Origin of the sequence: Solicola gregarius (assembly GCF_025790165.1) — a bacterium.
GTDB lineage: Bacteria > Actinomycetota > Actinomycetes > Propionibacteriales > Nocardioidaceae > Solicola > Solicola gregarius.
The window spans coordinates 941000-967392 of sequence record NZ_CP094970.1 but is presented as its reverse complement, the minus strand read 5'-3'; the positions used below and the strand labels follow the sequence as shown (position 1 = coordinate 967392).

31 protein-coding genes and 2 pseudogenes are annotated in these 26393 nt (G+C 65.8%); 17 read left to right on the top strand and 16 right to left on the bottom strand.

The annotated features are described in order from the left end of the window. Positions 1–21: 21 nt before the first annotated feature. Positions 22–408, bottom strand: a complete 387-nt coding sequence (locus tag L0C25_RS04820) for a DUF4307 domain-containing protein (protein ID WP_271635291.1) — start codon at positions 406–408, stop codon at positions 22–24. Between the two features lie 127 nt (positions 409–535). Here L0C25_RS04820 and mca point away from each other — a divergent pair, with 127 nt between their 5' ends. Both mca and L0C25_RS04810 read left to right on the top strand, forming a co-directional pair. Next, positions 536–1393 (top strand): mycothiol conjugate amidase Mca, encoded by an 858-nt coding sequence (gene mca / locus L0C25_RS04815; RefSeq protein WP_271636795.1) that lies wholly within the window; start codon positions 536–538, stop codon positions 1391–1393. Further along, on the top strand, positions 1390–1620 hold the full coding sequence (locus L0C25_RS04810; protein ID WP_271635290.1) for a hypothetical protein: 231 nt from the start codon (positions 1390–1392) through the stop codon (positions 1618–1620). Before mca ends, L0C25_RS04810 begins: the two co-directional genes overlap by 4 nt. Before the next feature lie 18 nt (positions 1621–1638). Here L0C25_RS04810 and L0C25_RS04805 read toward each other — a convergent pair whose 3' ends face one another. Beyond that, positions 1639–2079 carry an SgcJ/EcaC family oxidoreductase gene (locus tag L0C25_RS04805; RefSeq protein ID WP_271635289.1) on the bottom strand — a complete coding sequence of 147 codons (441 nt, stop codon included), beginning with the start codon at positions 2077–2079 and terminating at the stop codon, positions 1639–1641. Positions 2080–2116: 37 nt separating this feature from the next. On the opposite strand from L0C25_RS04805, the gene L0C25_RS04800 reads away from it, so the two are divergent. Further along, positions 2117–2653: a GNAT family N-acetyltransferase gene (locus L0C25_RS04800; protein ID WP_271635288.1), complete on the top strand. Its 537-nt coding sequence runs from the start codon at positions 2117–2119 to the stop codon at positions 2651–2653. On the opposite strand, the gene L0C25_RS04795 is transcribed toward L0C25_RS04800, so the two are convergent. Then, a complete protein-coding gene (locus L0C25_RS04795) occupies positions 2650–3576 on the bottom strand; it encodes a DMT family transporter (RefSeq protein WP_271635287.1) in 927 nt (308 codons plus the stop codon). The genes L0C25_RS04800 and L0C25_RS04795 overlap by 4 nt on opposite strands. A 72-nt stretch (positions 3577–3648) precedes the next feature. Between L0C25_RS04795 and L0C25_RS04790 the strand changes: the two genes are divergently transcribed. Further along, positions 3649–4575 carry a LysR family transcriptional regulator gene (locus L0C25_RS04790; RefSeq protein ID WP_271635286.1) on the top strand — a complete coding sequence of 309 codons (927 nt, stop codon included), beginning with the start codon at positions 3649–3651 and terminating at the stop codon, positions 4573–4575. A 107-nt stretch (positions 4576–4682) separates the two neighbouring features. Next, complete coding sequence (locus L0C25_RS04785) at positions 4683–5054, top strand: MmcQ/YjbR family DNA-binding protein (RefSeq protein WP_271635285.1); 372 nt, start codon at positions 4683–4685, stop codon at positions 5052–5054. Positions 5055–5058: 4 nt separating this feature from the next. Here the strand turns inward: L0C25_RS04785 and L0C25_RS04780 are convergent, their stop codons facing one another. Both L0C25_RS04780 and L0C25_RS04775 read right to left on the bottom strand, forming a co-directional pair. After that, positions 5059–5823, bottom strand: coding sequence for an SDR family NAD(P)-dependent oxidoreductase (locus tag L0C25_RS04780; protein WP_271635284.1), 765 nt, complete (start codon positions 5821–5823; stop codon positions 5059–5061). A 5-nt stretch (positions 5824–5828) separates the two neighbouring features. Further along, positions 5829–6674, bottom strand: a complete 846-nt coding sequence (locus L0C25_RS04775; RefSeq protein ID WP_271635283.1) for an alpha/beta fold hydrolase — start codon at positions 6672–6674, stop codon at positions 5829–5831. A 58-nt stretch (positions 6675–6732) separates the two neighbouring features. On the opposite strand from L0C25_RS04775, the gene L0C25_RS04770 reads away from it, so the two are divergent. The 6 genes from L0C25_RS04770 (at position 6733) to L0C25_RS04745 (ending at position 12355) form a co-directional block, all read left to right on the top strand. After that, the gene (locus L0C25_RS04770; RefSeq protein ID WP_271635282.1) at positions 6733–7347 is read left to right on the top strand and encodes a TetR/AcrR family transcriptional regulator; all 615 of its coding nucleotides are present in this window, start codon (positions 6733–6735) and stop codon (positions 7345–7347) included. A 162-nt stretch (positions 7348–7509) separates the two neighbouring features. Further along, positions 7510–8853 carry an FAD-binding oxidoreductase gene (locus L0C25_RS04765; protein ID WP_271635281.1) on the top strand — a complete coding sequence of 448 codons (1344 nt, stop codon included), beginning with the start codon at positions 7510–7512 and terminating at the stop codon, positions 8851–8853. Between the two features lie 46 nt (positions 8854–8899). Next, the gene (locus L0C25_RS04760) at positions 8900–9346 is read left to right on the top strand and encodes a GNAT family N-acetyltransferase (protein ID WP_271635280.1); all 447 of its coding nucleotides are present in this window, start codon (positions 8900–8902) and stop codon (positions 9344–9346) included. A 93-nt stretch (positions 9347–9439) separates the two neighbouring features. Next, on the top strand, positions 9440–9808 hold the full coding sequence (locus tag L0C25_RS04755) for a YciI family protein (protein WP_271635279.1): 369 nt from the start codon (positions 9440–9442) through the stop codon (positions 9806–9808). Beyond that, complete coding sequence (locus L0C25_RS04750) at positions 9805–11046, top strand: RNA polymerase sigma factor (protein ID WP_271635278.1); 1242 nt, start codon at positions 9805–9807, stop codon at positions 11044–11046. Before L0C25_RS04755 ends, L0C25_RS04750 begins: the two co-directional genes overlap by 4 nt. 175 nt (positions 11047–11221) lie before the next feature. Further along, on the top strand, positions 11222–12355 hold the full coding sequence (locus tag L0C25_RS04745; RefSeq protein WP_271635276.1) for an ATP-binding protein: 1134 nt from the start codon (positions 11222–11224) through the stop codon (positions 12353–12355). 38 nt (positions 12356–12393) lie between these two features. On the opposite strand, the gene L0C25_RS04740 is transcribed toward L0C25_RS04745, so the two are convergent. Beyond that, positions 12394–12795: a hypothetical protein gene (locus tag L0C25_RS04740; RefSeq protein WP_271635275.1), complete on the bottom strand. Its 402-nt coding sequence runs from the start codon at positions 12793–12795 to the stop codon at positions 12394–12396. A 240-nt stretch (positions 12796–13035) separates the two neighbouring features. Beyond that, positions 13036–13833: a helix-turn-helix transcriptional regulator gene (locus L0C25_RS04735; protein WP_271636794.1), complete on the bottom strand. Its 798-nt coding sequence runs from the start codon at positions 13831–13833 to the stop codon at positions 13036–13038. Between the two features lie 222 nt (positions 13834–14055). Between L0C25_RS04735 and L0C25_RS04730 the strand changes: the two genes are divergently transcribed. The 3 genes from L0C25_RS04730 to L0C25_RS04720 all read left to right on the top strand — a co-directional run bounded on the left by L0C25_RS04730 (position 14056) and on the right by L0C25_RS04720 (position 16394). Next, on the top strand, positions 14056–14964 hold the full coding sequence (locus L0C25_RS04730; protein ID WP_271635274.1) for a polysaccharide deacetylase family protein: 909 nt from the start codon (positions 14056–14058) through the stop codon (positions 14962–14964). Between the two features lie 2 nt (positions 14965–14966). Then, entirely contained in the window at positions 14967–15506 is a 540-nt protein-coding gene (locus L0C25_RS04725; protein WP_271635273.1) for a DUF1697 domain-containing protein, read from the top strand. Between the two features lie 735 nt (positions 15507–16241). Further along, positions 16242–16394, top strand: a complete 153-nt coding sequence (locus tag L0C25_RS04720; RefSeq protein WP_271635272.1) for a hypothetical protein — start codon at positions 16242–16244, stop codon at positions 16392–16394. A 39-nt stretch (positions 16395–16433) separates the two neighbouring features. Here L0C25_RS04720 and L0C25_RS04715 read toward each other — a convergent pair. The 3 genes and pseudogenes from L0C25_RS04715 to L0C25_RS04705 form a co-directional block, all read right to left on the bottom strand. Next, positions 16434–16768: pseudogene (locus L0C25_RS04715) on the bottom strand (YnfA family protein). Positions 16769–16962: 194 nt separating this feature from the next. Beyond that, a complete protein-coding gene (locus tag L0C25_RS04710; protein ID WP_271635271.1) occupies positions 16963–17385 on the bottom strand; it encodes a MerR family transcriptional regulator in 423 nt (140 codons plus the stop codon). Continuing rightward, positions 17382–17672 (bottom strand): hypothetical protein, encoded by a 291-nt coding sequence (locus L0C25_RS04705; protein ID WP_271635270.1) that lies wholly within the window; start codon positions 17670–17672, stop codon positions 17382–17384. Before L0C25_RS04705 ends, L0C25_RS04710 begins: the two co-directional genes overlap by 4 nt. Positions 17673–17890: 218 nt before the next feature. Between L0C25_RS04705 and L0C25_RS04700 the strand changes: the two genes are divergently transcribed. Then, complete coding sequence (locus tag L0C25_RS04700; protein WP_271635269.1) at positions 17891–18241, top strand: SDR family NAD(P)-dependent oxidoreductase; 351 nt, start codon at positions 17891–17893, stop codon at positions 18239–18241. Beyond that, positions 18172–18495: an SDR family oxidoreductase gene (locus tag L0C25_RS04695; protein ID WP_333908590.1), complete on the top strand. Its 324-nt coding sequence runs from the start codon at positions 18172–18174 to the stop codon at positions 18493–18495. Before L0C25_RS04700 ends, L0C25_RS04695 begins: the two co-directional genes overlap by 70 nt. A gap of 365 nt (positions 18496–18860) precedes the next feature. Here the strand turns inward: L0C25_RS04695 and L0C25_RS04685 are convergent, their stop codons facing one another. Beyond that, complete coding sequence (locus tag L0C25_RS04685) at positions 18861–21101, bottom strand: hypothetical protein (protein WP_271635267.1); 2241 nt, start codon at positions 21099–21101, stop codon at positions 18861–18863. 50 nt (positions 21102–21151) lie between these two features. Continuing rightward, positions 21152–21949, bottom strand: a complete 798-nt coding sequence (locus tag L0C25_RS04680; protein WP_271635266.1) for a hypothetical protein — start codon at positions 21947–21949, stop codon at positions 21152–21154. 350 nt (positions 21950–22299) lie between these two features. Here L0C25_RS04680 and L0C25_RS04675 point away from each other — a divergent pair, with 350 nt between their 5' ends. Beyond that, on the top strand, positions 22300–22527 hold the full coding sequence (locus tag L0C25_RS04675; protein WP_271635265.1) for a hypothetical protein: 228 nt from the start codon (positions 22300–22302) through the stop codon (positions 22525–22527). A gap of 216 nt (positions 22528–22743) precedes the next feature. On the opposite strand, the gene L0C25_RS04670 is transcribed toward L0C25_RS04675, so the two are convergent. The 4 genes and pseudogenes from L0C25_RS04670 to L0C25_RS24175 form a co-directional block, all read right to left on the bottom strand. Then, positions 22744–23229, bottom strand: a complete 486-nt coding sequence (locus L0C25_RS04670) for a DUF3237 domain-containing protein (protein WP_271635264.1) — start codon at positions 23227–23229, stop codon at positions 22744–22746. After that, entirely contained in the window at positions 23226–23624 is a 399-nt protein-coding gene (locus L0C25_RS04665; RefSeq protein WP_271635263.1) for a nuclear transport factor 2 family protein, read from the bottom strand. The genes L0C25_RS04670 and L0C25_RS04665 overlap by 4 nt, the downstream gene beginning before the upstream one ends. 575 nt (positions 23625–24199) lie before the next feature. Beyond that, positions 24200–24895: a mycothiol transferase gene (locus tag L0C25_RS04660; protein ID WP_271635261.1), complete on the bottom strand. Its 696-nt coding sequence runs from the start codon at positions 24893–24895 to the stop codon at positions 24200–24202. A gap of 567 nt (positions 24896–25462) precedes the next feature. Further along, positions 25463–25744: pseudogene (locus tag L0C25_RS24175) on the bottom strand (class I SAM-dependent methyltransferase); the annotation flags it as partial. Positions 25745–26393 lie beyond the last annotated feature (649 nt).

Below are 26393 nucleotides of genomic sequence, written 5' to 3'. Positions count from 1 at the left end.
GACGCGGCGGGTGGGAACGTCTCAGCCGGCCAGGCGGCAGGTCCTCAAGACGCCGTTGACGGCTCGTCGCTCCGTCTTTATCGGCTCGTCGACGCGTACCGTGCCGGACTCGCCGGCCGGTACGCTCACGGTTCGCTCACCGACGATCGAGTGGTCGTCGGCCTGTGCATAGATCTCGCACTCGACGGCATGGCCGTCATCGCGGTTGAGCTCGATGGTGAGGACCGTCTGGGTGTCCGAAACGACGTCGTAGCCGCTCAGCTGGTACGACAACGGGCGATCCTGGTCGAGCGCGACCCACGTGACCCACGCGAGCGCGACCACGCCGAGGACCGACGCCGCGGTGATGACAGGCCAACGACGCGTGCGCGTGGCGCCGTAGCGGCGCTCCAGCACATCGTTGGTCATGGCGTGTCTCCGTAGAATCGGTGGGGTCGCGTCCCTGCACTGAAGGCAGGTCCGACACCATTGTGACGCATCATCCCCGCACATACGAACGGACCAGAGGAGAACGGTGGCCGAGCGACTACGGCTCATGCACGTCCACGCCCATCCGGACGACGAGTCGAGCAAGGGGGCGGCATCGACCGCGAAGTACGTCGCCGAGGGCGTCGACGTCCACGTCGTGACCTGTACGGGCGGCGAACGCGGATCCATCCTCAACCCCAACATGGACCGACCCGACGTACTGGCGAACATCTCCGACATCCGGCGCGAGGAGATGAACCGTGCGCGCGAGATCCTCGGGGTCACCCAGGAGTGGCTGGGTTACGTCGACTCGGGCTGGCCCGAGGGCGACCCCAAGCCGCCGCTTCCCGACGGTTGCTTCGCGACGGTGCCCGTCGAGGTCGCGGCGGAGCGGTTGGTCCGGATCATCCGAGAGGTACGCCCGCACGTGCTCACGACGTACGACGAGAACGGCGGATACCCCCACCCCGACCACATCATGTGCCACCGGGTGAGCGTCGCGGCGTACGAGGCGGCCGGCGACCCCGAGGCCTACCCGGACGCGGGCGAGCCGTGGCAGCCGCTCAAGCTCTACTACCACCACGGGTTCAACCGGCCCCGCACGGAGGCGTTGCACAACGAGATGCTGCGCCGCGGCCTCGAGTCGCCGTACGTCGAGCGGCTCGAGAAGTGGAAGCCCGACCCCGAGCACGACAAACGCATCACCACCCGGGTGCCGTGCGGCGACTACTTCGACGTACGCGACCGCGCGCTCATCGCGCATGCCACCCAGATCGACCCCGACGGCCAGTGGTTCGCGGTGCCGATGGGTCTCCAGCAGCAGGTATGGCCGACCGAGGACTACGAGCTCGTGCGGAGCAAGGTGCCGGCGGTACTGCCCGAGGACGATCTGTTCGCGGGTGTCCGTGAGACGATGGACCCATGATCCCCGCGCAGATCTACGTCCAGCTCGCGGACTCGCCGACCGCGGACGAGGTCAAGCCCGGCTGGGTCGCCCTGGTGATCGTGCTGCTGATGGCGGTCGCCCTGGCGATCCTGATGCGCAGCATGGTCAAGCAGTTCCGCAAGGTCGACTTCGAGGAGGAGCCGGACGAGCGCGAGTCCTCCGATCCGGCGGCCGACGAGCACGAGACCAACGGCTCGTCGCACTAGGGCACCAGTGGCGCGGCGTCAGTCCGGCCGCGGCACCAGTGTGTTGGCGCGCGCGGCGATCCACCAGCGTCCCGCCTCCTTGACGAGTACGTACATCGCGATCATCTCGTGTCCGACGGCGATCGGGGCGCCGTGCTCGTCTGTTGCGGTCGCCAGCTTGTGCACGATCGCGGTGTCCGGCCGTGGGAACGACACGTCGGCGATCTCGTAGCGGACGTACTGGTCGCGGAGGAAGCCGTCCAGGCCCGACCGGGCAGCGTCGTCGAGAGCCTCGATGCCGCGAACCCGTTGGCCGACGGCGTTGGTCGCCGTGGCGTCGGCGGCGAAATGTGCATTCATCAGGACCGCGTCGTTGGTGTTGAATGCCGTCTCGATGTCGGCGACGACCTGCCGGACGGCCGCGACATCCTCTTCGGTCCCGGTACGGTCGTTCACCTGCGGGCGTACGTTGATTGTCATGTGCCGAACCTAGAACCTGAAGGAAAGTTGAGGTCAAATGGATCTGCGCACCGATCGCCTGATCCTTCGTCAGTGGCGCGATGGCGACCGCGAGCCGTTCGCCGCGATGAACGCGTCTCCCGTTGTGATGGAGCACTTTCCGGCGCGGATGACGCGCTCGGAGAGCGACGCTTTCGTCGACCGGATGGCTGCGCGGATCGACGGCGAGGGCTGGGGGCTGTGGGCGCTCGAGCTGGCCGCGACCGGGGAGTTCATCGGCTTCACCGGGCTGTCCGTGCCGAGCTTCGACGCGCACTTCACACCCACGGTCGAGGTCGGCTGGCGGCTGCCCGTTCGGGCGTGGGGCCATGGGTACGCGAGCGAGGCGGCCCGGTACGCGCTCGCGTACGGCCTGGACGAGCTCGGACTCGAGGAGATCGTGTCGTTCACGACGCGGACCAACGTACGTTCGCAGGCGGTGATGCAGCGGATCGGCATGACGCACGATCCGGCCGACGACTTCGACCACCCGAACCTCGACTCGTCTAGTCCGTTGCGCGAACACGTGTTGTATCGGGCGCGGCCAACGTCTTAGCCGGCCGCGGGTGCTCTGACGTGCCCGTCGGTCGGCGCGCCCCGCGGGCCGGCACGTCGCGTCGCGTACCAGGTGGCCGCGAGGACGACGACGCAGCCGAGCACCTGTGCGAGCGTCGGAACCTCGTCGAGTACGACTGCGGCCAACGGCACGGCGAACACGGTCGGGAGTAGCAGCAGCGGCCCCGAGACGTCCGGTTCCAGCTGGGCGGTGCCGCGGTTGATCAGGGCGAACGCCGCCGCCTGGCCGAACAGCGCGAGCGCCGCCATCATCAGCCACGCCCGCGCCGTTGCGGGCAGCTCGGCGTCTCCCGTCACCACCGCGATACCCGTTGCGGTCACCGTGGCCGCTGCGCACGCAGCCGCGAGTACGCCGATCGGCCACCGGCGTGCACTCGGGCCGCCACGGCGGATCCCGTACAGGTAGCACGCGTACGCCGCCCCGGCCGCGAGGCCGAGAAGTACGCCCCGCGGTGCGGGTGCATGGTCGCCCGCACCCAACACGCCGCCTGCGAGGCCGACCCCGAGCAGCATGATCGGGGCGACGAGCCAGACCCGCGGCGGAGCGGGAACCCGATCGAGTCCCCACAGCAGGGCCGGTACGACGATCACCTGCACGTTGACGAGCACGGTGGCGACACCGGCGCCCGCCTCGACCACCGAGACGTTCCAGCAGCTGAAGTCGATGCCCAGCGCGACGCCCGCGAGGAGGCCGCAGACCAGCGGACGTCGCGGAATCGCGCCACGCCGGCGCTGTTCGGCGACCGCGATGGGTGCCAACACGACGAGCGCGAGCCCGCAGCGCAGTGCTCCGGCGCTCACCGGGGCGACACCGGACGCCGCGATCAGCACGGCCGAGCCGCTGAGGCATGCGGCCGCGGCGAGCAGCAGCAGGACACCCGAGAGCAGCGAGGAGCGAGGCATGGGACAAGTCTCGGGTCACGCGACGGTTAACTCCAGGTACTTCTTCTTCATCCAAAGCTGTACTGTCGCTTCATGGCGCCGACCTGGGACCGCGTACGGGTATTCGCCGCCGTTGCCCGGCACGGTTCGGTGAGCGCAGCGGCGCAGGAGCTCCATCTGACGGCGCCCGGCGTATCGCAGCACGTGCGTCGGCTCGAACGAGAGCTCGGTACGACGCTGGTCGAGCGATCCGGTCGCGGTATCCGTCTCACCGCGGCAGGCCGAGTCTTCGCCGACCACGCGTCGCGGGCGTCGCGCGCCGTGGCCGACGGCACCGCCGCTGTCGAGTCGATGAGCGAGTCCGTCGTAGGACCCGTGCGCATCGGCGGGGTCGCCACCGCCCTTCGCGCCCTCGCGCCCGCGCTGCGCGAGCTGCTCGACGAGCACCCGCGGGTTGTGCCGACGGTCATCGACGGCGAGATCGTCGATCTCCTCCCGAAGCTGGCGCGCGGTGAGCTCGACGTCGTCGTCACCGAGTCGTGGGACACGCGACCGCTCGGTCTCCCCGAAGGCATCGAGTCGCGCACACTCGTCGTCGAACGGGTCTGGGTCGCGCTGCCGTCGGGGCATGCGTACGCGAGCGGCGGCTCGGTCGAGCTGCGTGACCTGCGCGGCGAGACGTGGTCGAGCTGTGCTGCCGGAAGCGATCCGTACGAAGCGTTGCGTCAGTCCTTCGGCGGCGACGGTATCCCGCCCCAGATCGCCTACCGAGTGGGCGACATGGCCACCCAGCTCGCGTTCGTCGCGAACGAGCTCGCCGTTGCGCTGGTCACGGACCTGGCCAGACCGGCGGCCCCTGCCGGCGTGACGTTCGTCCCGCCTCGACCCGCCGCCGCGCGTACGCTGGCGGCTGCCACCCGTGTCGGCAGGCTTCGTCCCGCGGTCGCTGCCGTGATCGACGTCGCCGCGGAGCGCCTGCCGCGTGCTGTCCGTCCGCGAGTGGCGCAAAGTCGTTGCTGAAATGCGTTACAAACAGCGGACTTGCGCCACTCGCGAAGCTACGGCTGGGGCCCGACCTTGGCGCGCCTCCGGCAGCGGCTGTCTGACCCCTGTAGCAGAATGCGAGCGTGCCTGAACGTCCCGAGGTTCCGCCTGCAACGGTCCAACGCGTACGCGACGTGTTCGAGGAGTTTGCCGAGTGCGTCGAGGAGGACGCGTGGGTGGGGGTGCGCTGGCGGGTCGGCCAGGCCACCGTTGCGCATGTGTTCGGTGGTGAAGACCAGCTCTTCCGCGTCACGTTCCGGGCCGAGCGCGACGAGGTGATGGCGTTCGAGCATCTCGGCGCGCCGTACTTCCGGGCGGGCTGGGGTGACAACGTCGTGGGGCTGCTGCTCGACGACGCCACCGACTGGGGTGAGCTCGCCGAGCTGCTCACCGACTCCTACTGCCTGCAGGCTCCCGACCGGCTGGTGGAGCTCGTCCGGCGTCCGACCGGGTGAGCATTCAGCCGAACGGTCCGCGTACGGAGACCCCGCCGTCCAGTACGACCTGCTGGCCGGTCATGTACGACGACTCGGGTGTGGCGAGGTAGACCGCGGCGGCGGCGACCTCGTCGACCGTGCCGTACCGGTCGAGCGGGATCTCGGGAACGCCCTCGGACTCCGCGTCCGGCACGTTGACCGCGGTGGCGACGGCGCCGGCCACGATCACGTTCATCCGGATGCGGTCCACGGCGTACTCGGCCGCGACCGTGCGCGCCAGGCTGAGCACGCCGGCCTTCGATGCGCCGTACGCGGCCTGGTGTGGTGCTGCCATCACGCCGGCGACCGACCCGACACTGATGATGGTGCCGCCGGTCCCCTGAGCGAGGAAGGCGCGGATCGCCGCGGCGGCCGCCCGCGCGACATAGCGCAGGTTGAGCTCGTAGACGAGGTCCCAGTCGGCATCGGCCATCTCGTGCAGCTTCACGGCAGGGACGAACGCAACCTGTCCGCCGACGACCGTCACCAGCACGTCCAGACCGCCGAGCTGCTCGACCGCGCCCGACACCATCGCCTCGACGTCGGCGGCCGAGCGTACGTCGCCGCCGATGGCGTAGGCCTTGCCGCCGGACTCCGCCACCTCGTCGGCGGCGGCGGCCGAGCGCTCCGGGTCGACGTCGGCGACCGCAACCGCTGCACCCGCCGCCGCGTACGACCGGGTGATGCCGCGACCGATGCCCTCGCCGCCTCCGCCGATGATCAACGCGCGAGCGCCATCGATTCGCATGTGGGTCAGCGTAGCGGTGCTGCGACCTCGACGATCTGGTCGGTGAGTACGTCCGGCGCATCGAGCTGTACGAAGGTCTTCGCGTTCGGCACCTCGATGAAGTCGGCGTCGCGGAACGCCTGCTGGAGACGTCGGCCGAGCTTCGGCTTGAACGCACGGTCGGCCATGCCCCACACGATGCGAACCGGTCCGTCGTACGCGGCGAGCCGGGTGGAGACGTCGAGCAGGTCCTTCGGGTCGGCCGCGTGCAGGAAGCGAACCGCGTCGTCTCGGATCCCGCGATCGGTGAGCGCCGGCTCGATCCACGATCGAGTCATGGCGGCGTCGAACTCGTTGGCGAGGAGCCCGAGCCCCAATGGTGAATGGCGAACGGCGCGCAGTCGCATCGGCAGGAGGTTGGCCCTCATTCGTACCCGACCGTTGAGCAGCCGGAAGACGATGTTGAACGGGAACGGCGGGAAGGTGTCGAACGCGTCGCAGTTCGTGAGTACGACCCGACCGATCCGACTCGGGTCGGTGTCGAGTACGAACTGCGTCAGTGCGCCGCCGGTGTCGTTGCCGACCAGCGTGACGTCGTGCAGGCCGAGCGCCTCGAGGAACGACAGGATCTGGCGCGCGACGCCACGTGGCGACTGGTCGGCATCGGGGTTCAGCGGCACGTGGTGTGCTCCGAGCGGCCAGTCCGGGGCGTACGAGCGGACGCCGCGTGCCGCCAGGCGTTCTGCGACGGACGACCAGACCGAGCCGTCGACGAGGAACGCGTGCACGAATACGACCGGCGGGGACGAGGAGTCGTCCGGTCCGGCCATCCGATAGCGAACGGTTCCGTGTGGAAGGTCGATGGTGTGCATTGGTCCCCCTGCGGGCCGAAGTAACATACACTGTGTATGTAACTTACGGACAGACTGTATGAAAGTTTCGCGACGTACGCAAGCAGATCGCACCGCGATGACCCGGGCGGCCCTGATCAAGGCCGGTCGGGCACTCTTCGCTGAGCACGGTTTCGCCGGTGTCGGGACCGAGGCCCTCGTACGCGATGCCGAGGTGAGCCGGGGCGCGCTGTACCACCAGTTCGGCGACAAGACCGAACTGTTCTCGGCCGTGCTGGCCGAGGTGGAGGCCGAGGTCTCGCAACGGCTCGCGGAGGCGGTGTTGTCCGGGGGAGAGCGCGATTTCGTTGCGACGATGACGAATGCCATCGGGGCTTGGCTCGACGCCTGCGAGCACCCCGAGATCCAGCGCATCGTGCTGGTCGACGGTCCGTCGGTGCTCGGCTGGACTCGGTGGCGCGACATCTGTCAGCCGCACATCCTGGGCTTGATCGAGGGGATCCTCGCCCAAGGCATGGCCGACGGGACGCTTGTCCTGCTACCGGCGAAGCCTCTCGCGCACATCCTGTTGTCCGTCGCCGACGAGGCCGCCCTCTACGTGAACGCGGCCGACGACGTCGGGATCGCTCGGGGAGAGATCCTCGCGATCGTCGATCCGCTGGTGCGCTCACTCACCATTCCCTCGACTTCCTGAGACCGACCGCCTCATGGAGTAGCGCGGACCTACTCCCACGGGAGCAGTTCGGATGGCTTCCTGCGCAACTTTAGGTAGGAGCGGGTGTCGCCCCACGTACGACGACTTTCGGTCGCGGCCGACGAAGAATCTCCCGTACGTACCGATCACCAAGGGGGACACATGAGTCAACAACCGTCATCGGCCAACCTGCGTGGCGACGTGCTGGCGCCGGGCGACGACGAGTACGCCGAGGCGAGCACGACCGTCTTCGGCACCGGGGCTCCCGCGCTCGTGGTGCGACCTCGCGACGCCGGAGAGGTCGCCGCTGCGATCGAGTACGCCCGTGCTGCAGACCTGGTACTGTCCGTACGGTCCGGGGGACACAGCGTGCTCGGCAGCGGGACGAACACCGGAGGGCTGGTGCTCGATCTGACGCACCTCGATGCGGTCGACGTCGTCGATCCGGCGACCCGCATCGTCAGCGTCGGGGGCGGTGCGAACTGGGGCCAGGTGGCGACGACGCTGGCGCCGTACGGCCTCGGGCTCACCGCGGGCGACACGGCGGACGTCGGTGTCGGGGGTCTGACGCTCGGTGGCGGCATGGGCTGGATGGTCCGCAAGTACGGTCTCGCGATCGACAACCTGGTAGGGGCGCAGATCGTCACCGCCGACGGACGCATCCTCGAGGCCGGCGAGGACGAGCACGCAGAGCTGTTCTGGGCGGTTCGCGGCGGCGGAGGCAACTTCGGTGTCGTGACACGGTTCGACTTCGTGGCCCAGCCGGTCGAAACGGTGCACTTCGGGACCATCACCTATCAGCTCGACGACCCGGCGAGCACCATCAGGGGGTGGCGTGACCACATGCGAACCGCACCCGAAGAGCTCACGAGCACGCTGACCCTGATGCCGTCGATGTTCGGAATGCCGGCATCGATCATGGTGACGCTCTGCTATGCGGGCGACGACTTCGATGCCGCGGTTGCCGGCCTGCTGAGCCTCGGCACCGTCACCGACAACAACGTCCAGGAAATGCCGTACGCCGACACCCTCGAGGACGCGGCCATGCCACCGGGTATGCGCGTGGTCGCACGGAACGCGCTCGTGCCTTCCCTGGGCGATGCGCTGATCGACGCCGTCATCGCGGTCTACCGCAGCGAGGTCCCGACCATGACCAGCATCCGGAGTCTCGGCGGCGCATTCGGTCGTGTGTCAGCACGCGATACGGCGTTCGCACATCGCGACGCCGAGGCGATGGTGTTCTGCGGCGCCGTGCTGGCGGCGGATGCCACTCAGACCGACGTCGACCGCGCACTCGCGCCGTGGCCCGATGTCGAGCGCCGTGGTAACGGGGCCTACCTCAACTTTCACGGTTCGGGTACTCCTGACGACGTACTCGCGGCGTACCCGGGGGAGACGTACGAACGGCTCGTCGCCGTCAAGCGGGCGTACGACGCGGAGAACACCTTCGCCCTCAACCACAACATCTCGCCGCGCGCTGATGAAGCGGCGGCGCGGGTGCGGTAGGTCGTCGGAACGGGTCGGCCGCCCACTGACCTCTTATCGTTAGCGCGTGACACTCGACATCGTGATCGCCACGGGCGACGGACTCGAAGACTGGCGAGCAATCCACAACGAGATCATCCCGACTCATCCCCTCTCCGGGGCAGACGTCGCCGAGAGGGCAGGCCGGAACCGTCTCACGCTGGGCTTCCTCGGCGATGAGCTGGTGGGCAACGCGACCGTACGCCCGCCGCTGCCCGACTCGTCGGTCGCGACCGTGATCGTGCGCATCCTGCCCGAGTACCGCCGCAGAGGGCTCGGCGCCGCGTACCTCTCGGCCGAGCTGACACATGCCCGCGAACTCGGCGCCCGCCGGATCGAGACCGTCGTGCTCGCATCGAACGAAGACGGGCTTGCATTCGCCTCGGTGCACGGGTTCGCCGAGCACGATCGCTATGTCCTGCCCGGCGAGTCCATCGCGTTCATCGACCTCCACCTGCCGGCCGAGAAATCGTGAGGTCTTCTCGCCGGTCGTGTCGTGTTCGCGACCCGGGCGACGACCAAGGGGTGGCTCGCCGCTGACGGCGGGCCCACGATCGAGGAGGACGAAATGAAGTACCTGATCATCATGCACGTCGACCCGACCGTTCTGGAGCAGCTGACGGAGGAACAGCAGCAGCAGCTCGGCGACGGTCACGGCGCGTTCCTCGCGGCGACGAAGGAGAGCGGTGAGTTCATCGGAACGCAGGCGCTCGCCGATCCGAGTCGATCGAAGGTCGTACGCGGGAGCGCCGATCAGCCCGAGGTGACTGACGGGCCGTTCGTCGAGTCGAAGGAGTTTCTCGGCGGGTTCTATCTGCTCGACGTGGCGGACGAGGCGCGCGCACTGGAGCTCGCCCAGCAGATTCCCGACGTACGCATCCCCGGTCTTGCCGTCGAGGTGCGGCCCGTGGTCTTCGCAGACCTGGGCGACGGGTGAACGATCCCACCGCGGTCGACGAGGGTCTGTGGCGCGAGCTCGCGCCACAGACCCTCGCGAGGCTGCTGCGTACGTACGGGAGCGACCAGTTCGACCTGTGTGAGGACGCCGTACAGGACGCGCTCCTGGACGCGCACCGCCAATGGGCGACCGAGCCACCGCGCGATCCGCAGGCTTGGTTGACGGCAACGGCTCGACGGCGCTACGTCGACCGGGTCCGACGCGACGTACGTCGCCGCGACCGCGAGGGCCATGTCTCGATGCTGCAGGCACCGCTCGACCATGAGCCGGCGACAAGCGACCAACCCGCGGCAACCGACGACGCGCTGCGGCTGCTGCAGCTGTGTTGCCATCCCGAGCTGCCTCGGTCGGGGCAGGTGGCGCTGACGCTACGCGCGGTCGCCGGACTCACCACGGCGCAGATCGCCAATGCGTACCAGGTGCCGGAGGCGACGATTGCGCAGCGGATCACCCGAGCCAAACGTCGGCTCACGGAGGCCGGCGGCGGATTTCCGCGGCCGACGGACGTCGACGAGCGGATGGCCCCGGTCCTCGACGTGCTGTACGTGATGTTCACCGAGGCGCATCACACGACGAGCGGCGCGCCGGCCCGTGACGCCGACCTGGCCGCCGAGGCGATCCACCTCGCGAGGCTGCTGCGCCGGGCAGCTCCGGAGTCCACCGAGGTCGCCGGGATCCTTGCGCTGATGCTGCTGACGGAGGCGCGGCACCCGGCCCGGGTCGGGTCGCGCGGTCGGCTCATCCCGCTCGACGAGCAGGATCGGACGAACTGGGACCGGAACCTCGTCGACGAGGGGCTCGAGCTCCTCGACACCGTCACGCCCGGGGCCACGCCGGGGGCGTATCTCCTCCAGGCGTGCATCGCGGGCGTCCACGCGCGTGCGTCCGACACGGAGTCGACCGACTGGCAGGAGATCCATGCGCTCTACACGGTCCTCGAACACACCACGGGCGGCCGGAACCCCACGATCACGTTGAACCGGATCGTCGCCCAGGCGATGCTGCAGGGAAACGACCGCGCGTTGGCGGCGCTGGACGAGCTGTCGTCCGCCCACCCGGATCTGGCGCGCCTCGACGCCGTACGAGCGCACCTTCTCGAACGCGCCGGGCGCATCGACGAGGCCGGCGCGGCGTACCAGCGGGCGATCAAGGCGACGCTCAACGTCGCCGAACAGCGGCATCTTCGAGACCGGCTGCGGCGTCTCTCGGGCGGCTGACTCCGAGATCTGGGACGCTACCGCGACTTTGTGGCGCCGAGAGTCGCAGTTGGGTCCCAGATCGCGTCGCCTGGCCCCGTACGTGAGTGAGCGTTGAAAGGAATGAAAGACGTTTAAAACCGCAGGTCAGCGGGGAGTGTTTAAAAGAATTAAAGATGTTGATAGGCTCCCCAGGGTGAACCCTTTCACTCCGACGTTCGGTACCAGTCCGCCCTTGCTCGTGGGGCGTGATCGCGACCTCGACGAGTTCCGGGACGGCCTGTACGGCGGTCCGGGCTCGCCGGAGCGCGCCACGTTGGTGACCGGCCTGCGCGGTACGGGCAAGACCGTCATGCTCAACGCTTACGAGGACGCCGCGGCTTCCGAAGGGTGGCTGGTCATCTCCGAGACCGCGACGCGCGGCCTGATCGACCGGATCACTCACGAACACCTCCCGCGCCTGCTTATCGAAGCAGACCCGCGGGCGACCGAATCGCATCTGACCGCGGTCTCCTTTCCTGGCGGCCTCGGCGTCGAGCGTGAGGTCACCGAGCGCCACACACCACGGCCCGGCCTGCGATCTCGCCTGACCGAGCTGACCGAGCTGCTGGCCGAGCGCGGCGGATCCGGTGTGCTGCTTACCGTTGACGAGGTGCACCGTCAGGGTCTCGATGATCTGCGGATCCTCGGCGCTACGATCCAGCACGCGTTCCGTGAACGCCGCGAGGTCGCGTTCGTCGGGGCAGGCCTACCGTCGGCGGTCGACGATCTCCTTTCCGATGACGTATCGACGTTCCTGCGCCGAGCAGACAGGCGGCACCTGCGCACCGTCGGTCGAGACGACGTCGCCCAGGCGCTGGCGGTGCCGATCCGCGACGCCGGCCGCGACATCACGCCCGACGCCCTGCAGATCGCGGTCAACGGGACCGGCGGCTATCCTTTCCTGATCCAGCTCGTCGGCCTGCACATCTGGCGGGCCGACCCCGGCCAGGGCCTGATCGACGTCGACCAGGCGCAGCACGGAGTCGATCACGCGCGGCGCCGCATCGGGCAGCTGGTGCACGCCAGCGCCTTGGCGGACCTGTCCACCGTCGACCGTTCGTTCTTGGCCGCAATGGCCCACGACGACGGGCCTAGCCGTACGAGCGACCTCGCCACCCGGCTCAACGTCGATCGAACCTACGTCGGGCAGTACCGCCGGCGCCTGATCGCGGCCGAAGTGATCGAACCTCGTGGGTACGGCCTGGTCGACTTCACGCTCCCGGGCTTGCGGGACTACCTACGCGAGCATGCCGCGAGCAGCCACTGGGCCTCCGGAGACGAGACATGACGTGCACCCGCGAGCAAGGCCGGCCCGAGTCCCGGAAGCTACCGCTCTGGCCGCGCCGAGCTCGACGTCGTCTCCCGGCCAGCGCTGGGCTGCCGGGGAGATGACGCGGGGATGGCGTTGTCGATGAGGACGGCGGCGATGGCGGCGGCGGTGGGGAAGGATTCACCGTTGAGGACTCGGGCGCGAGCCGACGCGCCGTCGATGACCAGCGCCAGTTGTTCGCCGAGTTGTTCGGGGTCGGTGGCGCCGGCTTCGCGGGCGGTTTCGGTGAGCCGCGCGGCGAGGGCGGTCTTGTAGTCGCGTGCGTACTCGGATGCGGGGTGCTGGGGGTCGTGGAGCTCGACGGCCGCCGCGATGTAGGGGCACAGCGGCGTGGACCCGGGCATCTCGAAGGCGGCGAGGAGTCGTTCGCGGGGTGTCAGGTCGGTGCGGTCGAACACTCCCGGCATGACGTCGGGATCGAACCGGCGCAGGTATTCGGCGACAAGCTCGTCCTTGCTGGCGAAGTGTTCCTAATGCGACCTCCCGGTCGGGACCGCGGTGCTACTCAGCGATCGGCGGCCTCCCGCCCATCACCCGGCTGGACAACCTGGCTGGACATCACACTGGACCGCTACTCCAAGGCAACGACCATGTCTCAGAGGCGCCGCGCTTTGCCGGCCGGCAAACGCAGAACGAATCTAGGTGATTACGGGTGCGTGGTAGACGACGAATGAACCCGGCGCCATCTCGGCGGAGTCGACGACGATCAGTCTCAGCGTGACGGTGCCGAGCTCGGGGTGGTTGAATCGCCGCTTTCTGGTGTGATGCTCGCGAACGTCGTGGCTGTCCCACCACGCGGCGAACTGTGGGCTGACCTTCTTGTACTCGGCGACCTGTGCATGCAATCGATCGCGGTCCGCGATCGAGGTGCTGACCCGTCGCCACCGGGCGACGACGTCTTGGACGTCGCCCTCCCAATCCGGCAACCGCGCTTTGGCTTCGCGGCTGCTGATCAACCACAACATCATGTTCTGTTGGTCGTGCGGGAGCTGAGCGAATTTGGCGTAGTAGCTGGTCGTGGCAGCGTTCCAGGCGATCAGGTCGCAGTGGATATCGGCCGCGTAGACCGGGTAAGGGATCGGTTCGCTGAGGCGTACGAGCTGACGGGCTAGTTCTGCCGGCGGCACGTCAGCGTCGATCCTCGTGTCCGCCGCGGCCTGGTCGGCTAGCCGATGCAGGTGTCGGGTTTCGTCCTCGTCTAGTCGGAGCACGCGCGCCAGGCTGTCGAGTACCTGCCGCGACGGATTCACGCCCCGTCGGCGCCCTTGTTCGAGGTAGGTGTACCAGGTGGAACTGACGCCCGCGAGCAGGGCGACTTCTTCTCGCCGTAGGCCAGACAATCGACGCCGGTGCCCACGAGGCAGACCGGCATCCTCGGGACTGATGCGGGCTCGCCTGGATCGAAGGAAGCTCGCTAGTTCCTCACGATGCGACATGTTCACTCGACGGCTCCTCACGCCGGCCCCGGGCGCCGCCCGCGCACCGTGCCCCTACACGCCCAGCATATGGCTCACACATGCCCGGGCCGCGTCCGGCGCGCATCCCGCTCGCGCCGTCACACATCTGGTGCTGGCACAGGGGATACCACCACCAACCCTTCCTACCTCTGTCAGGCTCCGAACGCGCACCATGGGGAGACGAGCCGTCCCGTCGCGACTGTGACCAACCCGTATCGCGGCGGCGGCGCTAGTGAAGGAAATCAACCCAATATGCACAATGCGCTCTACGACCACAGTCCGATCATCAGCCGTCGACCGATCCACTGGCCCGGCGATGCCCGGGTTGCCTTCTACGTTGGCCTGAACATCGAGCATTTCCGCGTCGATCAGCCGTCGACGAGCATCAACGACGCCACAGCCTCCCTTGTACCGGATGCGTTGAACTACGGCTGGCGCGACTACGGGCCAAGAGTCGGACTCTGGCGAGTAATCGAGATCCTCGATCGCTACGGCATCCGTTCAAGCGCCTTGGTCAACTCCGAGGTTCCCGAGCACTACCCGGAGATCATCGAAGCCGGCAGGGCGCGCGATTGGGCCTGGCTCGCCCACGGGAGGACCAACTCGATCCTCCACACAGACATGAGTGTCAGCGACGAACGTGCTGTACTCGCCGAAATCATCGATACGATCGCCACTGCCACCGGCCAGCGACCATCGGGCTGGATGGGCCCGGCGCTGACCGAGACCCTCCATACCCCTGCTCTGCTGTCCGAGCTCGGCTTGAACTACGTGTTGGACTGGACTAACGACGATCAGCCCTATCCACTAAATGTGCCCGGCATGTTGAGCGTGCCGTACACAGTGGAACTGAACGACCTAGGAATATTCACCGTCCAGGGCCGCACGGGCGCGGATTTCCTGCAGATGTTCATCGACCACTTCGACCAGCTCTACGTCGACTCCGTTGACAGCGGCCGGGTCATGGCACTTGCGCTGCACCCCTTCGTGATCGGTCAGCCATCTCGAGTCAAGTACCTCGATCGGGCGCTTGACTATGTCGCGAAGCATCCTGGTGTCTGGCTCACGACCAGCGATGAGATCGCCGAGCACTATCAAAGCGGCGCATAGCCGTGCGATACGCAGCTCTGCTACGAGGCATCAATGTAGGCGGCAAAAACACCGTGCCGATGGCTGACCTGAGGAAGCTGTTCGCCGAAGTCGGCCACACCGGAGTCCGCACGTACCTCAACAGCGGCAACCTTGTTTTCGACGCACCACGGGCCCGGACCGCTGACCTGGCACGAGTACTCGAGGAGCGCGTCCGTCGCGAGTTTGCGGTGCAGACTCGGATGCTCGTGCTCAGTGGCGACAGGGTGAGGCGGATAGCGGCAGGGCTGCCTGCCGAGTGGGAACGCAACACGGAGTGGTCGTGCAATGTGCTCTACTTGTTTCCCGAGTACGCATCTGCTCGTGCGCTAACACGGTTCGGCGCTGACACAGCGCGCGAGGATGCCCGTTACTGTGCAGGCGCCATCCTCCACCGGGTGGGTCGTGCCAACGTGGGACGGAGTGCGCTCTACCGTCTCGATAGTGGCCTCAGCAGCGCTGTCACGATCCGCACCAGCCGCACGGCCCGTAAACTGGCTGAACTGGTTGTCGAGAACGGCTGAGTGCTAGGCCACCCAGGAGTAGGCGTCCTGCTCGTTCGCCAGAACATCGAGCCGGCCCGATTGAGCCGGGCCCGGCGACGTCAACGAGCGTGGTTGGGCGCATGCGTACGGCGGACACCTCCTATTGGCCCCGACCTGGCACTTGAGGTTATTGACGACGGGATGGCGCACTTCTGGCTCATTTGGAACACGCGGCTCCTCGGGCGCGCCGTTCACGTTCTCGACGAGCCAGCCACCTACCATCTGGACCGGTCTGCGCATACTCGTGCGTTACGCCGACACCGGTCCAGACAACCGCGCATCCGTAGTCGAGGCGCTACGAAGCGAACTGCCTGCGGCAGCGTGGCGGCGTACGCTCGAAAGGCCTCCATAGTCGTACCTCGCATTGAGGCCGACCTCAACGTCGCCAGCAACACCCCGAGGCATCGGAGGAGTCCTGCAGCAAATCGCCGAACAAGGTACAGCCGGAGACTCCGGAGCCAGACTGGCAGGCGTACCGCGAGGAGATCAACACCAGTCACGGCAGTCCCGACCTCGACAACCTCCTCGAGGACGCAGTCGCTGCGCCGAACGGGACCTACGCTGACGTGCCCCTGAAGAGCTTCAGGCCGACGCAACGACGGCCTCGGTAACTCCGAAGTTGCCATAATCATCGACGCCGCGCTTGCATATGTGCTGCCAGGCGCCGTCGCTCTGCACCAACAGCTAACGTACATCCACTCCCTACGCTTCCGCGTGCCACTTGGCGAACAGATCGTCGGACGAGCGTTCCCGCGCGGTTGGCTGCAGGCGTTGGGGTGCACCGAAATCGAGACCGTCAACGTCGCTGGACGGCGGGTCGATTTCGTCCTCGACTGGCAGCAGCGAGAGTTGATGGGCCGGGAGTAGTAGCGGGGGATCGCCCGAACAGGTGCCGCCTTCTGCGGTTCAGCTCGCGCGCGGCGAGCACATGATCACGGCGACACCGGCGAGGCAGATGAGCGCGCCGACGATGTCGTAGCGGTCAGGCCTGAGGCCGTCGAGCGCCATGCCCCATGCGAGAGAGCCGGCGACGAAGACACCGCCATAGGCGGCGAGGATCCGTCCGAAGTGAGCGTCCGGCTGGAGCGTGGCGGCGAAGCCGTACACGCCGAGTGCGATCACACCGGCACCGATCCACTCCAGCCCCTGTGTTCGCGGATGCCCTGCCGGATCAGCCATGCGCCGCAGATCTCGGCGAGGGCGGCGGCAATGAACAGGGCTATCGATCGGAGCGTGTCCACATGGCAATCCTGTCAAGACCGACGTCGGCTTCGTGCGGTGCGTACAGCAGGCAGGCGGGTGATGGTCAGTTCGCGCGGAGCATCGTCCGCGCACGCGCGTGCTTGCCCGGGACTTCGTCTGCGTGTCCAAACGGCGAGCAGCGAGGCTGCCAACACAACGGCGCCGAACAGGTGCCGATGCTTGATCTTCGCGCTTACGCGTGGGCCTTCCTGGTGGTGATCTCGACGAAGGGCAACGGGCAGCCGTCGCTGCTCGCACATCGGTGGAGGTCATCGCAGCCGGCATCGAGGGCGGCTCGCAGGTTGTCGCGGATGGCGGTGAGGTCCGCCATCCGGGCCTCGACCTCGATGAGCTTCTCTTGAGCGCGCGCCTGCAGTCCGGAGTCTCGGCCGCGGCGGCGGCCCACCTCGATTAGGTCGGCCACCTCTTCGAGGGTGAACCCGAGTCGCTGGGCAGCTTTGACGATGCGCAGAGTCTGCACAGTCCGCTCGTCGTAGAGCCGATGGCCGCCTGGACTGCGGTCGGGCTGTTCGATCAGCCCACGGCGCTCGTAGTAGCGCAGCGTCTCTCGGTTGACACCGGCCGCTCGGGCGACGTCGTTGATCCGCAGGCTCACGCCGAGAGCTCCCGCGCTCGTTCCGCCAATGCGTCGAGAATCGGTCGGCGGGCCGGGGGTACGGAGACGTCCAGGGTGAGGTCCTGGTCAGTGCCGTCGATTGTGAAGGCGAAGAACGAGCAACACGACGTCTCGCGTGCAGTCAGGTCGCGTACCCGCTCGACGAGGCCGTCCTCACCGGTCAAACGCATCCGTACGTCGTCGCCGCGACGCTCAACGCTGCGGACAGCGGAGGCGAACAAGGCATCGAACTCCGTGAGTCGCAACGGCCGCTCAGCGGTCGGCATCGTGCAAGCGTCTGTGTTCAACAAAGTCTCCATACCGACCACGATAAACCCGGACCTAGGTACAAGTTGCAACCCAAGCTCTCGTCGATCCTCGTGACGCATGATCGGCGATCCGCACCGCGTGAGTGATCCAAGCAGCCGCTGAAAAACAGGCTCTGACCTGGGCAAACAACACCCGTGCGTTGCCAGCCGGTACTAATGATTATGACAAGTAACCGATGACCGCCGTGGATATCAGCGACCCAACCGCCATCAGCCACGTGCTCGATCTCGCCACGGACCATTCGTTCCCGTTACGGATCGTCGTCAACTGCGCCGATATCGCGCCATCGGCCAGAATCCTGTCTCGCCATGGAGTCCTCGATTTATCGCGCTTCGCGAGCGTGATCAACGTGAACCTCGCCGGAGCTTTCAACGCCCTTGCCCTCGCAGCGGAGCGAATGGCCCAAGCGGACACCGACCAGAACGGGCAGCGCGGTGTCATCACGAACACGGCGGCATCGCCGGATACGAAGGGCAGATCGGTCAGGCTGCGTATGCGTCCTCGAAGGCAGGTGTCATCGGGATGACTATCGCGGCCGCCCGCGACCTCGCAGCACACAGCATCCGGGTCAACACGATCGCACCCGGCATCATGGAGACTCCGATGCTCGCGACCGTGCCAGCGGACGCTCGCGGCGACCTCGCCACGAGCGTTCCGTTTCCTCGCCGCCTCGGTAGGCCCGACGAGTACGCGCGGCTCGCAGCGTTCCTTGTCGAACATGGCTACATCAATGGCGAGGTGATCCGGATGGACGGTGCACTACGAATGGCGCCCAAGTGAACGCTGACCGCTCACGACGCGTATAGAGTGTTAGGTCCCATGGGTGGAAGGAACCAACACCACAGCGAGTCTCCCGAGGCGTACTTCGCCCACACGCCCGGCCTGCGTGTGCTCTGCCCGTCGGGACCCCACGATGCTTACGACCTCCTGGGACGTTCGCACGGTAGGCCTCGACGCGCCCGGCATCGGTGACCGGATCGGCAAGCCACCGGTAGTGCGGCTGACGAGCGATCCCGAGTACCCGACACGTCACCGTCACGGGCACCCGAATCGGGGCGTCGGTGGCGGCGAGCAAGCCCACCACGCGACCCTCAACCGAAAGCCGCAACCCGCAAAGGAGCGGCAGAGAACCTGAGACGCTTCAGTCATGGCTGAGTCGGTCGAGTCATGTGGTCGAGGCGGTTACGCAGCGTCCTCCGTGCAACCTGCGCTATCCGCACGCGCCCCCCCTTCTCCGCAGCGAGAATCTCGGTCCGGTCCGCAAGGTTGTACACCGCCATACGGTCTTCAACTACGTTCCCTGCCTCGCCGTCGTGCCGCACCGAGACAACCGTCGTGACCCCCTTTGCCGCCGAGAGCGTATCGTCGACACGTTGCTGCCATGAGTCTGTCGAGTAGACGTGGCTAGAGCCATCCTCGTCAACGGCGTCAGGAAGGGGCGTGAGTTCCCTCGCGACCGCGTCGAGCGCGGCGGCGCGTTTCAGCGCGGTGAACGTGTGTTGTCCATCAAGCCGTGCTACCTCGGCGAGTGCACGGCGATCCGCGCGCAGGTAGGCAGATATCCATTGGCGGCCCGAGGCAGTCCGCTGATCGACCAGCAAGAGAGCGAGCCAGGATTTCCGCATCCGCAATACCGTGCGTACTGACGGTTCAGGCACTTCGGCGTTTTCGTACCCGAGCGGAGAACCATCGGCCGTCTTGCCGATTTCGAAGAGGCGCTTTGCAACACGATCGACCATCGCCTGCTGCCCTTCACGGTCCGTCGGATCAAGGCTCAACAGCGGAGTTACGCGATGAGCAACAGGACCATCCAAGGCGAGAACTTCAGCATCGGTAACGGTAACCAGGTGTTTGGGACCGTACTCCACGCCGGCGAGTACCTCTTCGACACGCCGGTGATGTTCGCCGACCTCCGCTGTCACGTGACCTCCATGATCGATGTGAATCGCTGTCGTAGCGCTGGTGTCAACGCCACCAAATCGGTACGAGGACTGGTGTCGCCGAAATATCGGCACGCGAGAACGATGAGCCAGACTCAGGCTCGTGAACCCCAGCCCGGACGATGGGTCTGCCAGGAAGCCTCGCCCCCCCAAGAAGCTGTCGAGTATGCCGCTGGCACCGTCCGAAATGGCATCGATATCGGAGGTAACGACCCCTACCGCCAGGTCGCCGGAATCCTCCCATAGATCTCCGAGCAACGTAGCCTGCTCATCAACCAAATCACTGGTCGCATTCCATGCGTAGACCGCTCCATCAGCGATTTTCGAACCCATCCATTGCATGCCCGCCCAGATTTCTTCCTTATAGTCATAGATCATGCTGCCCAATGCAACGAGGCCAGACACAGTAGCGATGGCGCCGGCGACTGGAGGGCACCAGCCTGTAATAAGCATCACGGTACCGAGCGATCCAAACGTCATGAACGACGCATTCCCTACAACACCGTTGACCCGGTCATCTATTGCCAGGCTGTCCCAGTTCTCGAGCGTCTGGAACAAGCCCCAACCGCCGGCGAGTACCGCTCCTGGTGACAGGAGGCGCCCGACCCATTTGTTGGCGCCGCCGAGAAGTCCCGTCGTGCCGAGCTTCGCGACCAATGCTCCCGGCCTCGACACGGCAACCATGTTGTCCATCCGTTGCACGGCGCTGTATATCTCGGCGACCTTGCCCCGGTTAACCGCCGAGCCAAACTCCTCAACGAGTTGCGCGAGTTTTAGGGTCGTTACCATCTTTATTTCAGTCGGATTCACCTTGAGTAGATATTGCGCGAGAACCGGCAGCCACTTCTTCGATGTGAGTACAAATTGAGTCGTACCGATAACCATCCTTGCCTGGTTCAAGTACTCCAGCGACAAACCCGTCACTCGCGCCACATCATCTGCTGGCACGGCACCGAGGAGGTACAGTGTGAGCATGCATTCTGGAGTTACGCCATCCGATAGCAGACACCCGGCAAGATCGGCTTCGTCGTCCAGCGTGCTTTCGTATCCCTGACGCTCCCTTTCTAGCTTGGCGCGCAGCCCTTGCTCGTCTGCGCCAGAGCCCTCGCTCAGCGGATGGCCGAAGTTGGAGGCCCGCGCGCGATCATAGGTTGTATTCAAAGCATCGATATGGGCGTTGTATCTGCTGACTGCCTGACCAAAGTACCGCAGCGCACCATTCGCCAGCATGGTGGCGCCCATGAGTTCTTCGGACCCCGCACGGGCCGCTTGCGCAGCTGCCGCGACAGGTTCCTTGATCTCGTACATGGTCTCGTCGGCCGCCGCCGCCGAACGGCCGTCGAGGTTCGTCTGTAGCGTGTCATACGATGCCTGCTGTGTCGCGAGTTCTTCACCGGCCGCTGCGATTAGTTCAGCACTGCCTGGGTAGTACGAAAACAAGGACATGGCGCTGCTCCAATACTCCAATAGTTCGTAACTGGCAAGAGGATGGGCGCTTACAGGGGGGTGGGCTCTATTAGTTGTGTCGATAGATCAATCCGCAGAGAGTGCGCAACCCGTTCAGCGAGTCGGCGCTCAAGTCGCGCTCGTGTCATCGAGGTGACGAGAAGATCATCTTGTTCACGCACGGCGAGGAGACCAACGTCACCGGCACTCGCCACCAACCAGACATCGGGCTCGAGCGCCACGGACGCGCCCCGGAGGAACAGGTTCACCTGCACCGGCCGTACGTCGGCACCAAGCTCGTTCACAAGCCATCGCTGCCAGTGGCTGGCGCGAATGCGAACGCGTACTCCCCCGCTGTTGTGACGCACGTGCGGTAGTGCGTACTCAGCTAGCCGCCGGGTAGCCGCCGCGTAGGTACACGCCGAATAGACATGCATCCCGTCGCTGTCGATGTCCTCCTCGTATCCGCCGATCTCGGGCTGAAGTACCACGTAGCGTCCGGATCGCGCTCGGGCGTAGGTCGACCTCATCATGATGTAGCCCACCCCGAGGTACCGCGCCTCGGCCGCAAGTCTCAGCTCGTCAGACGGTACGAGGGTAGCTCCGGACTCGTCAGCCTTCGGCCTGAGTAGACCACGCAGAAGCAGACTGCGTTCACCAAACCGAGCGACCGTGCGCTCGGCGAGGTCGTCCTCCAGCGAGTCGATCCACGGCTGCATGCTGAACTCGGACGCGCGAGGGTCCTCTATCGCCACCAGTTCTTCGTCGGAGAGGATCTGAAAGGGACGATGACCCTCGACCGCCCCGGACAGGGCTGTACGCAAGTGGGCCACTAGATGGTCGGTCATATCAACATGGTCGTAGTGGGGTGTTGCGCGACGCATTCGTCGCGTGTAAGCGTCGTGCAAGCCCGCCGAACAATACGAACGAGATCTACGCACAGCCCTCGCTACTGTTGGTTCCCCAGGGGTATTGGTGTGCGTTCGCCGAGTTCGTCGATCGCGTGCCCGTCGAGCGTAGGCGCGACCACCGCGTGTTCGTACACGTCACCCGTCGACTTCGTCACCGTTGACCATGGCAAACCCCGCGACGGCTCCGTCGACCACGGCGACAACGGTGTCCGAGATGCGATCCGCACCGCGTAAAGCGAACGGTTCTCGGGGACGAGCCGCAACGAGGGATCGGGCACGTTGCCGTCATGCGCCTCGTGCCACCCCGCATGCCAGATCTGCGCGACGTATTCGACATCGGCGTGGCTAACGGAGCGGAGTTCAATCACGACCGTTCATCCTGGTTCGATGGATCCCGCCGTCAGCAAGGACGGGGGGCCGACACTAACCCGATCGTCGAAGTGGGGTTGCAATTACGCGCCCAATCCAGTCGTACGATTGTCTACGGTCGTATCTATGTGATCGGGACCACCTGACATTCGGCCGCATCAGCGAGCTGATCGCTCGCCAAGGGAAACCGGCTGCCGAGTCGCGACGAGCGGTAGGTGGGGCAACGGTCTGCGGCAGCGTGTCCGAGCCGTCGAGATCGGCGCACGACTCTCGCGTGATCCCGGCGCGCTCACTCTCGGGCCCAGCTCGCGACGCCCTCACCCGCTGCTCGATCGCTACTACCCAGGCTCGAAGCCGCCTTCTTAGATGATCTTGTAAATGCGCCAGTCGATGTGTCCCGCTGAGAGTTCACCTACGGCGGCGAAGACGTGGCCAGCGAGCCATCTGTAGCGCTCGTCGCTGGTCTCGAACCGCGGCGTAAGACGGATATAGCTTTCAGTGAAGGGCACTCGCAGGCCTCGTGCCATCCTCTCGCGACCATCAGCAGGTAAACGGACGACACCGGGAGCGGCGAAGTGGATAAGTACTCCATCGTCGGTGCGAATGGTCTGTCGGATGTCCAATCGACTCACGCCGTCAGCTCCCACCACGACCCAGTCGCCGCCACCTTCGAGGATCTCGCCCGAGATCGCTCCGGTGACCTTGCCAGGCTTGGCGATGTAGGTCATGCGCAGACCCGTCGGCGTCTCAATAGGCAGAGGCTCGTACAGATCGACCGACATGTCGCACACGTGCTCGACCGGAAGATCGGCCCCGGGGGTTGGGGCGAACAGTGCGGGCACGGTCATGATCCTGTTCCTGCCATCGCCTGCCGATATGACGCTAGGTCGAAGTACGTGTCCTTGCGCGTAACCAAGCCCTCCTCGTCGATCTCGACAATGTCGATGGCGCCAAAGCCGCGCTCGCCACCGGAGGCCGGTTCGAAGTGCAGCGTCCAGTCGAGCGTCCAGTGGCCTTCGCCGAGGAGGAGCCGGTGGATCTCAGCACGGAATCCGGGGAACAGCTCGAAGACCTCATCGAAGGCCGTCCGAAGACCGTTGGCGCCCTTCACTTCTGCGCCCCGGCCGTGTGAATGGAACGTGGACTCGTCGGCATGCAGAGCGAGAATGGCGTCGACGTCTCGTGAATTCCAAGCCTTCGCATATGCATCCGCGACAGCGGCCACATCAGGTGTTTGCGTCACTTCTTCCCTCCAGGGATCGGTTGTGGTGCCAGAAGGGAAGTACAACATACGATCGTACGTTTGTCTACGGTCGTACGTATGTGCTCTAGACTGTGGGACATGACGAAGCCGGGAGACGAACGACGGACAGGGGTGCTCCGAACTGCGGTGCACGCCGCATCGATCGAGGGGCTCGAGGGGCTCACGCTCGGGCGCCTAGCTGTGGTCAGCGGAGTCCCCAAGAGCGCACTTCAGGCCCTGTTCGGCACGAAGGAGAGTCTCCTGGTGCGCCAAACGGTCCTCGCCGAGCGACTCGACGAACTACCCACCGAGCCCGACCCCGAACAGGTCGCCTTCGAGCGTCGGTCGCGTCTCCTGCCAGCCCGTACCACCGCGAGATCATCGGTGAGGCATTCTCGGTCAACGGCTCTCGTACGTTGCGTCTTCAGGGGTCACGAACCTTGTCGACGACTGCATCGCCCATAAGGTGTCCAGGCGTGACTATTCGGGTCGCCACCCAAGAGCGCAACTCTTAGAGGCTGGCTGCGGAGGCGACCGTCACGGGCTTTGCGGCGCAACTTACCTTGACCGTTGACCTACTGACCGACGCGGCCGTCTATTGCCTCGCGGATGAGGTCAGCGTGCCCGCAGTGGCGTGCGTACTCCTCGATCATGTGAACCAGCACTTCGCGCACTTCCAAAGGGTCGTCGCCCTCTACGACTGTTGCTAGGTCATCAACGGAATCGACGAGTTGCTGTGCATGGGTCACCTCAGCCTCCCACAGTTCCCATGCTTGAGCGACGACCGCTACGTCAGCCAGCGCTCCATTGAACGCTTGATCAGTGCCGTCCTCGGAACGAAAGTGCCGCGATATGTCTTGACCTTCCAACACTCGCCGAAACCAGTGACGCTCAATGTCAGTGAGATGTCGCAGCAGTCCCAGCAGGGACAACTCAGACGGACCGAACGGCCTCTTCGACATCTGGGCGGCGTCGAGGTCATCGCATTTCATACGGAACGTCAATCGGTACGACCTCAGATAGTCGACTAAGATGGCTCTTTCCCCCCGAAGTTCGCCCTCGGACTCGCGAGGGTCCTCCTCGGGATCCACCCACATGTCCGGGTATCGGGTTGACCGTGACCAACTGTCGGCGCTCATGATGCGTCCCTTTCCTTGCTGAATCGGAGCAATCAAATTTCCCTGCGAATACGAGGATCGGAGCTGGTTATAGGGCCGCTGTGTGCGGCCGGACTCGTGTGGCATGACGAGAAATCGTCCGAACATGCTCATGCGGTTCGCTATCGACCGCGACGACGCTGGCCGGAACTCTTGGCGTTGGCGAGGAAGAGACACGCATGACAAGGTAGACCGACCCGCCCGGCAGGTTGGCGTACTACGGCGCGAGCGGCACACTGTCCGGACAGAATGCATCACTGGCGGTGTCTTCCTATTCGTGCCCAGGGTAGGCTCAAAGCTTCCGGATCCGGAGCACGCAGGTGAGCATCGGGAGGACGAACTCGCCGTCGGCGGTCTCAGCCGACCCGCCAAAATGTCTCCTAGCCAGTCGAGTCTGGCTCGCCTTGCATTGGGCGACATGACCAAAATCCCTGCCCTAGTCGCAAGCGTTGTAAGTAGGGAGCCGGCAGTGCGGCGGTGCCCGTGGGCGAATGCCGCCTGAACATGTGAACCGAGGTAGGCCCCAGAGCCGTCCTTGCGGAGGTAGGCGGTTCCCATCTCCACTTGCCGAGCGGAGGATGTGTCGCGCCGGCCGATCGCCTCACTGCCTGCTACGCCTGCCAGATCGGCGACCCAGCCGACCCGATCGTCCAGTACGTTCCACAGACCAGCGAAAATCCCTCCAGGTGTCAGGACCCTTGCGATCTCGGGTCCCGCGATAGCCACATCGAATGAGTGCATCGCATTCCCGGCCGTCACCGTGTCGACGCAAGCGTCAGGAATTGATATCGATTCTGCGCTGCCCTGCACGGCGCGTACGCCGACCAGGTTTCTACGAAGCTCCGCCAGCATCGACGCGTCCGGCTCGACTGCAGTTGCGTCGAAGCCCGCTGCAGCCAGCATCCCGGTGAGTTTGCCGGCGCCGCGGTCAAGCCCCACCTTCGACCCTGCAGCTGGTTCCATTGCCAACTCAACTGCACCCTGTGCGTAGTCGGGGCGATGTTTCGCGTAGGCGTCTGCGGCCGCTCCGAACGAGGATGCGAGTCTTAACCGGTCGTTCTGTCCCACGCGGTCACGCTGCCCCTGTTCGATGACCGTGATGGGCGTGCGCTCGGGTCGCCTCGTTTCACCCGAGTGCACGTGCCGCCGGTACAGGTGTGACTCACTCGATGAGCTTGAGGCCGATGATGCCCAATGGCGATGATCACGGCCCGCCAGCGCGAGGCCGACTGTACCGATACCGGTCGCGCCTCGCAGAGGCGCAGCCCGAGACTCAGAACTGCACGATCGATCCCTGTGACCTCTGTCCGGGTCGGCGGGCGGTCCACCTGTGTCCATGCGGAGAACCATGCTCACGACTATGGCGTCGCGGCAGATTGGCACGCTCACAGCCGACCCCGACGGTGCCATAGCATGTCGTTGACATACCTCCGACTCGAATACGGTTCGTCCTACACGCCCGGTCGTGCCCTACTTACCTGTGCCTTTGCGTTCCGAGATGTGCGCCTCCCGAGTCGCCACCGCACGCAGAGTTGCCGTTCCGCCAGTGCCGGTCCAGCCAACTCGGACGCTGCACGCGGCCCCGTCGGCGGCCAGCAGTGAATGTGAGCGG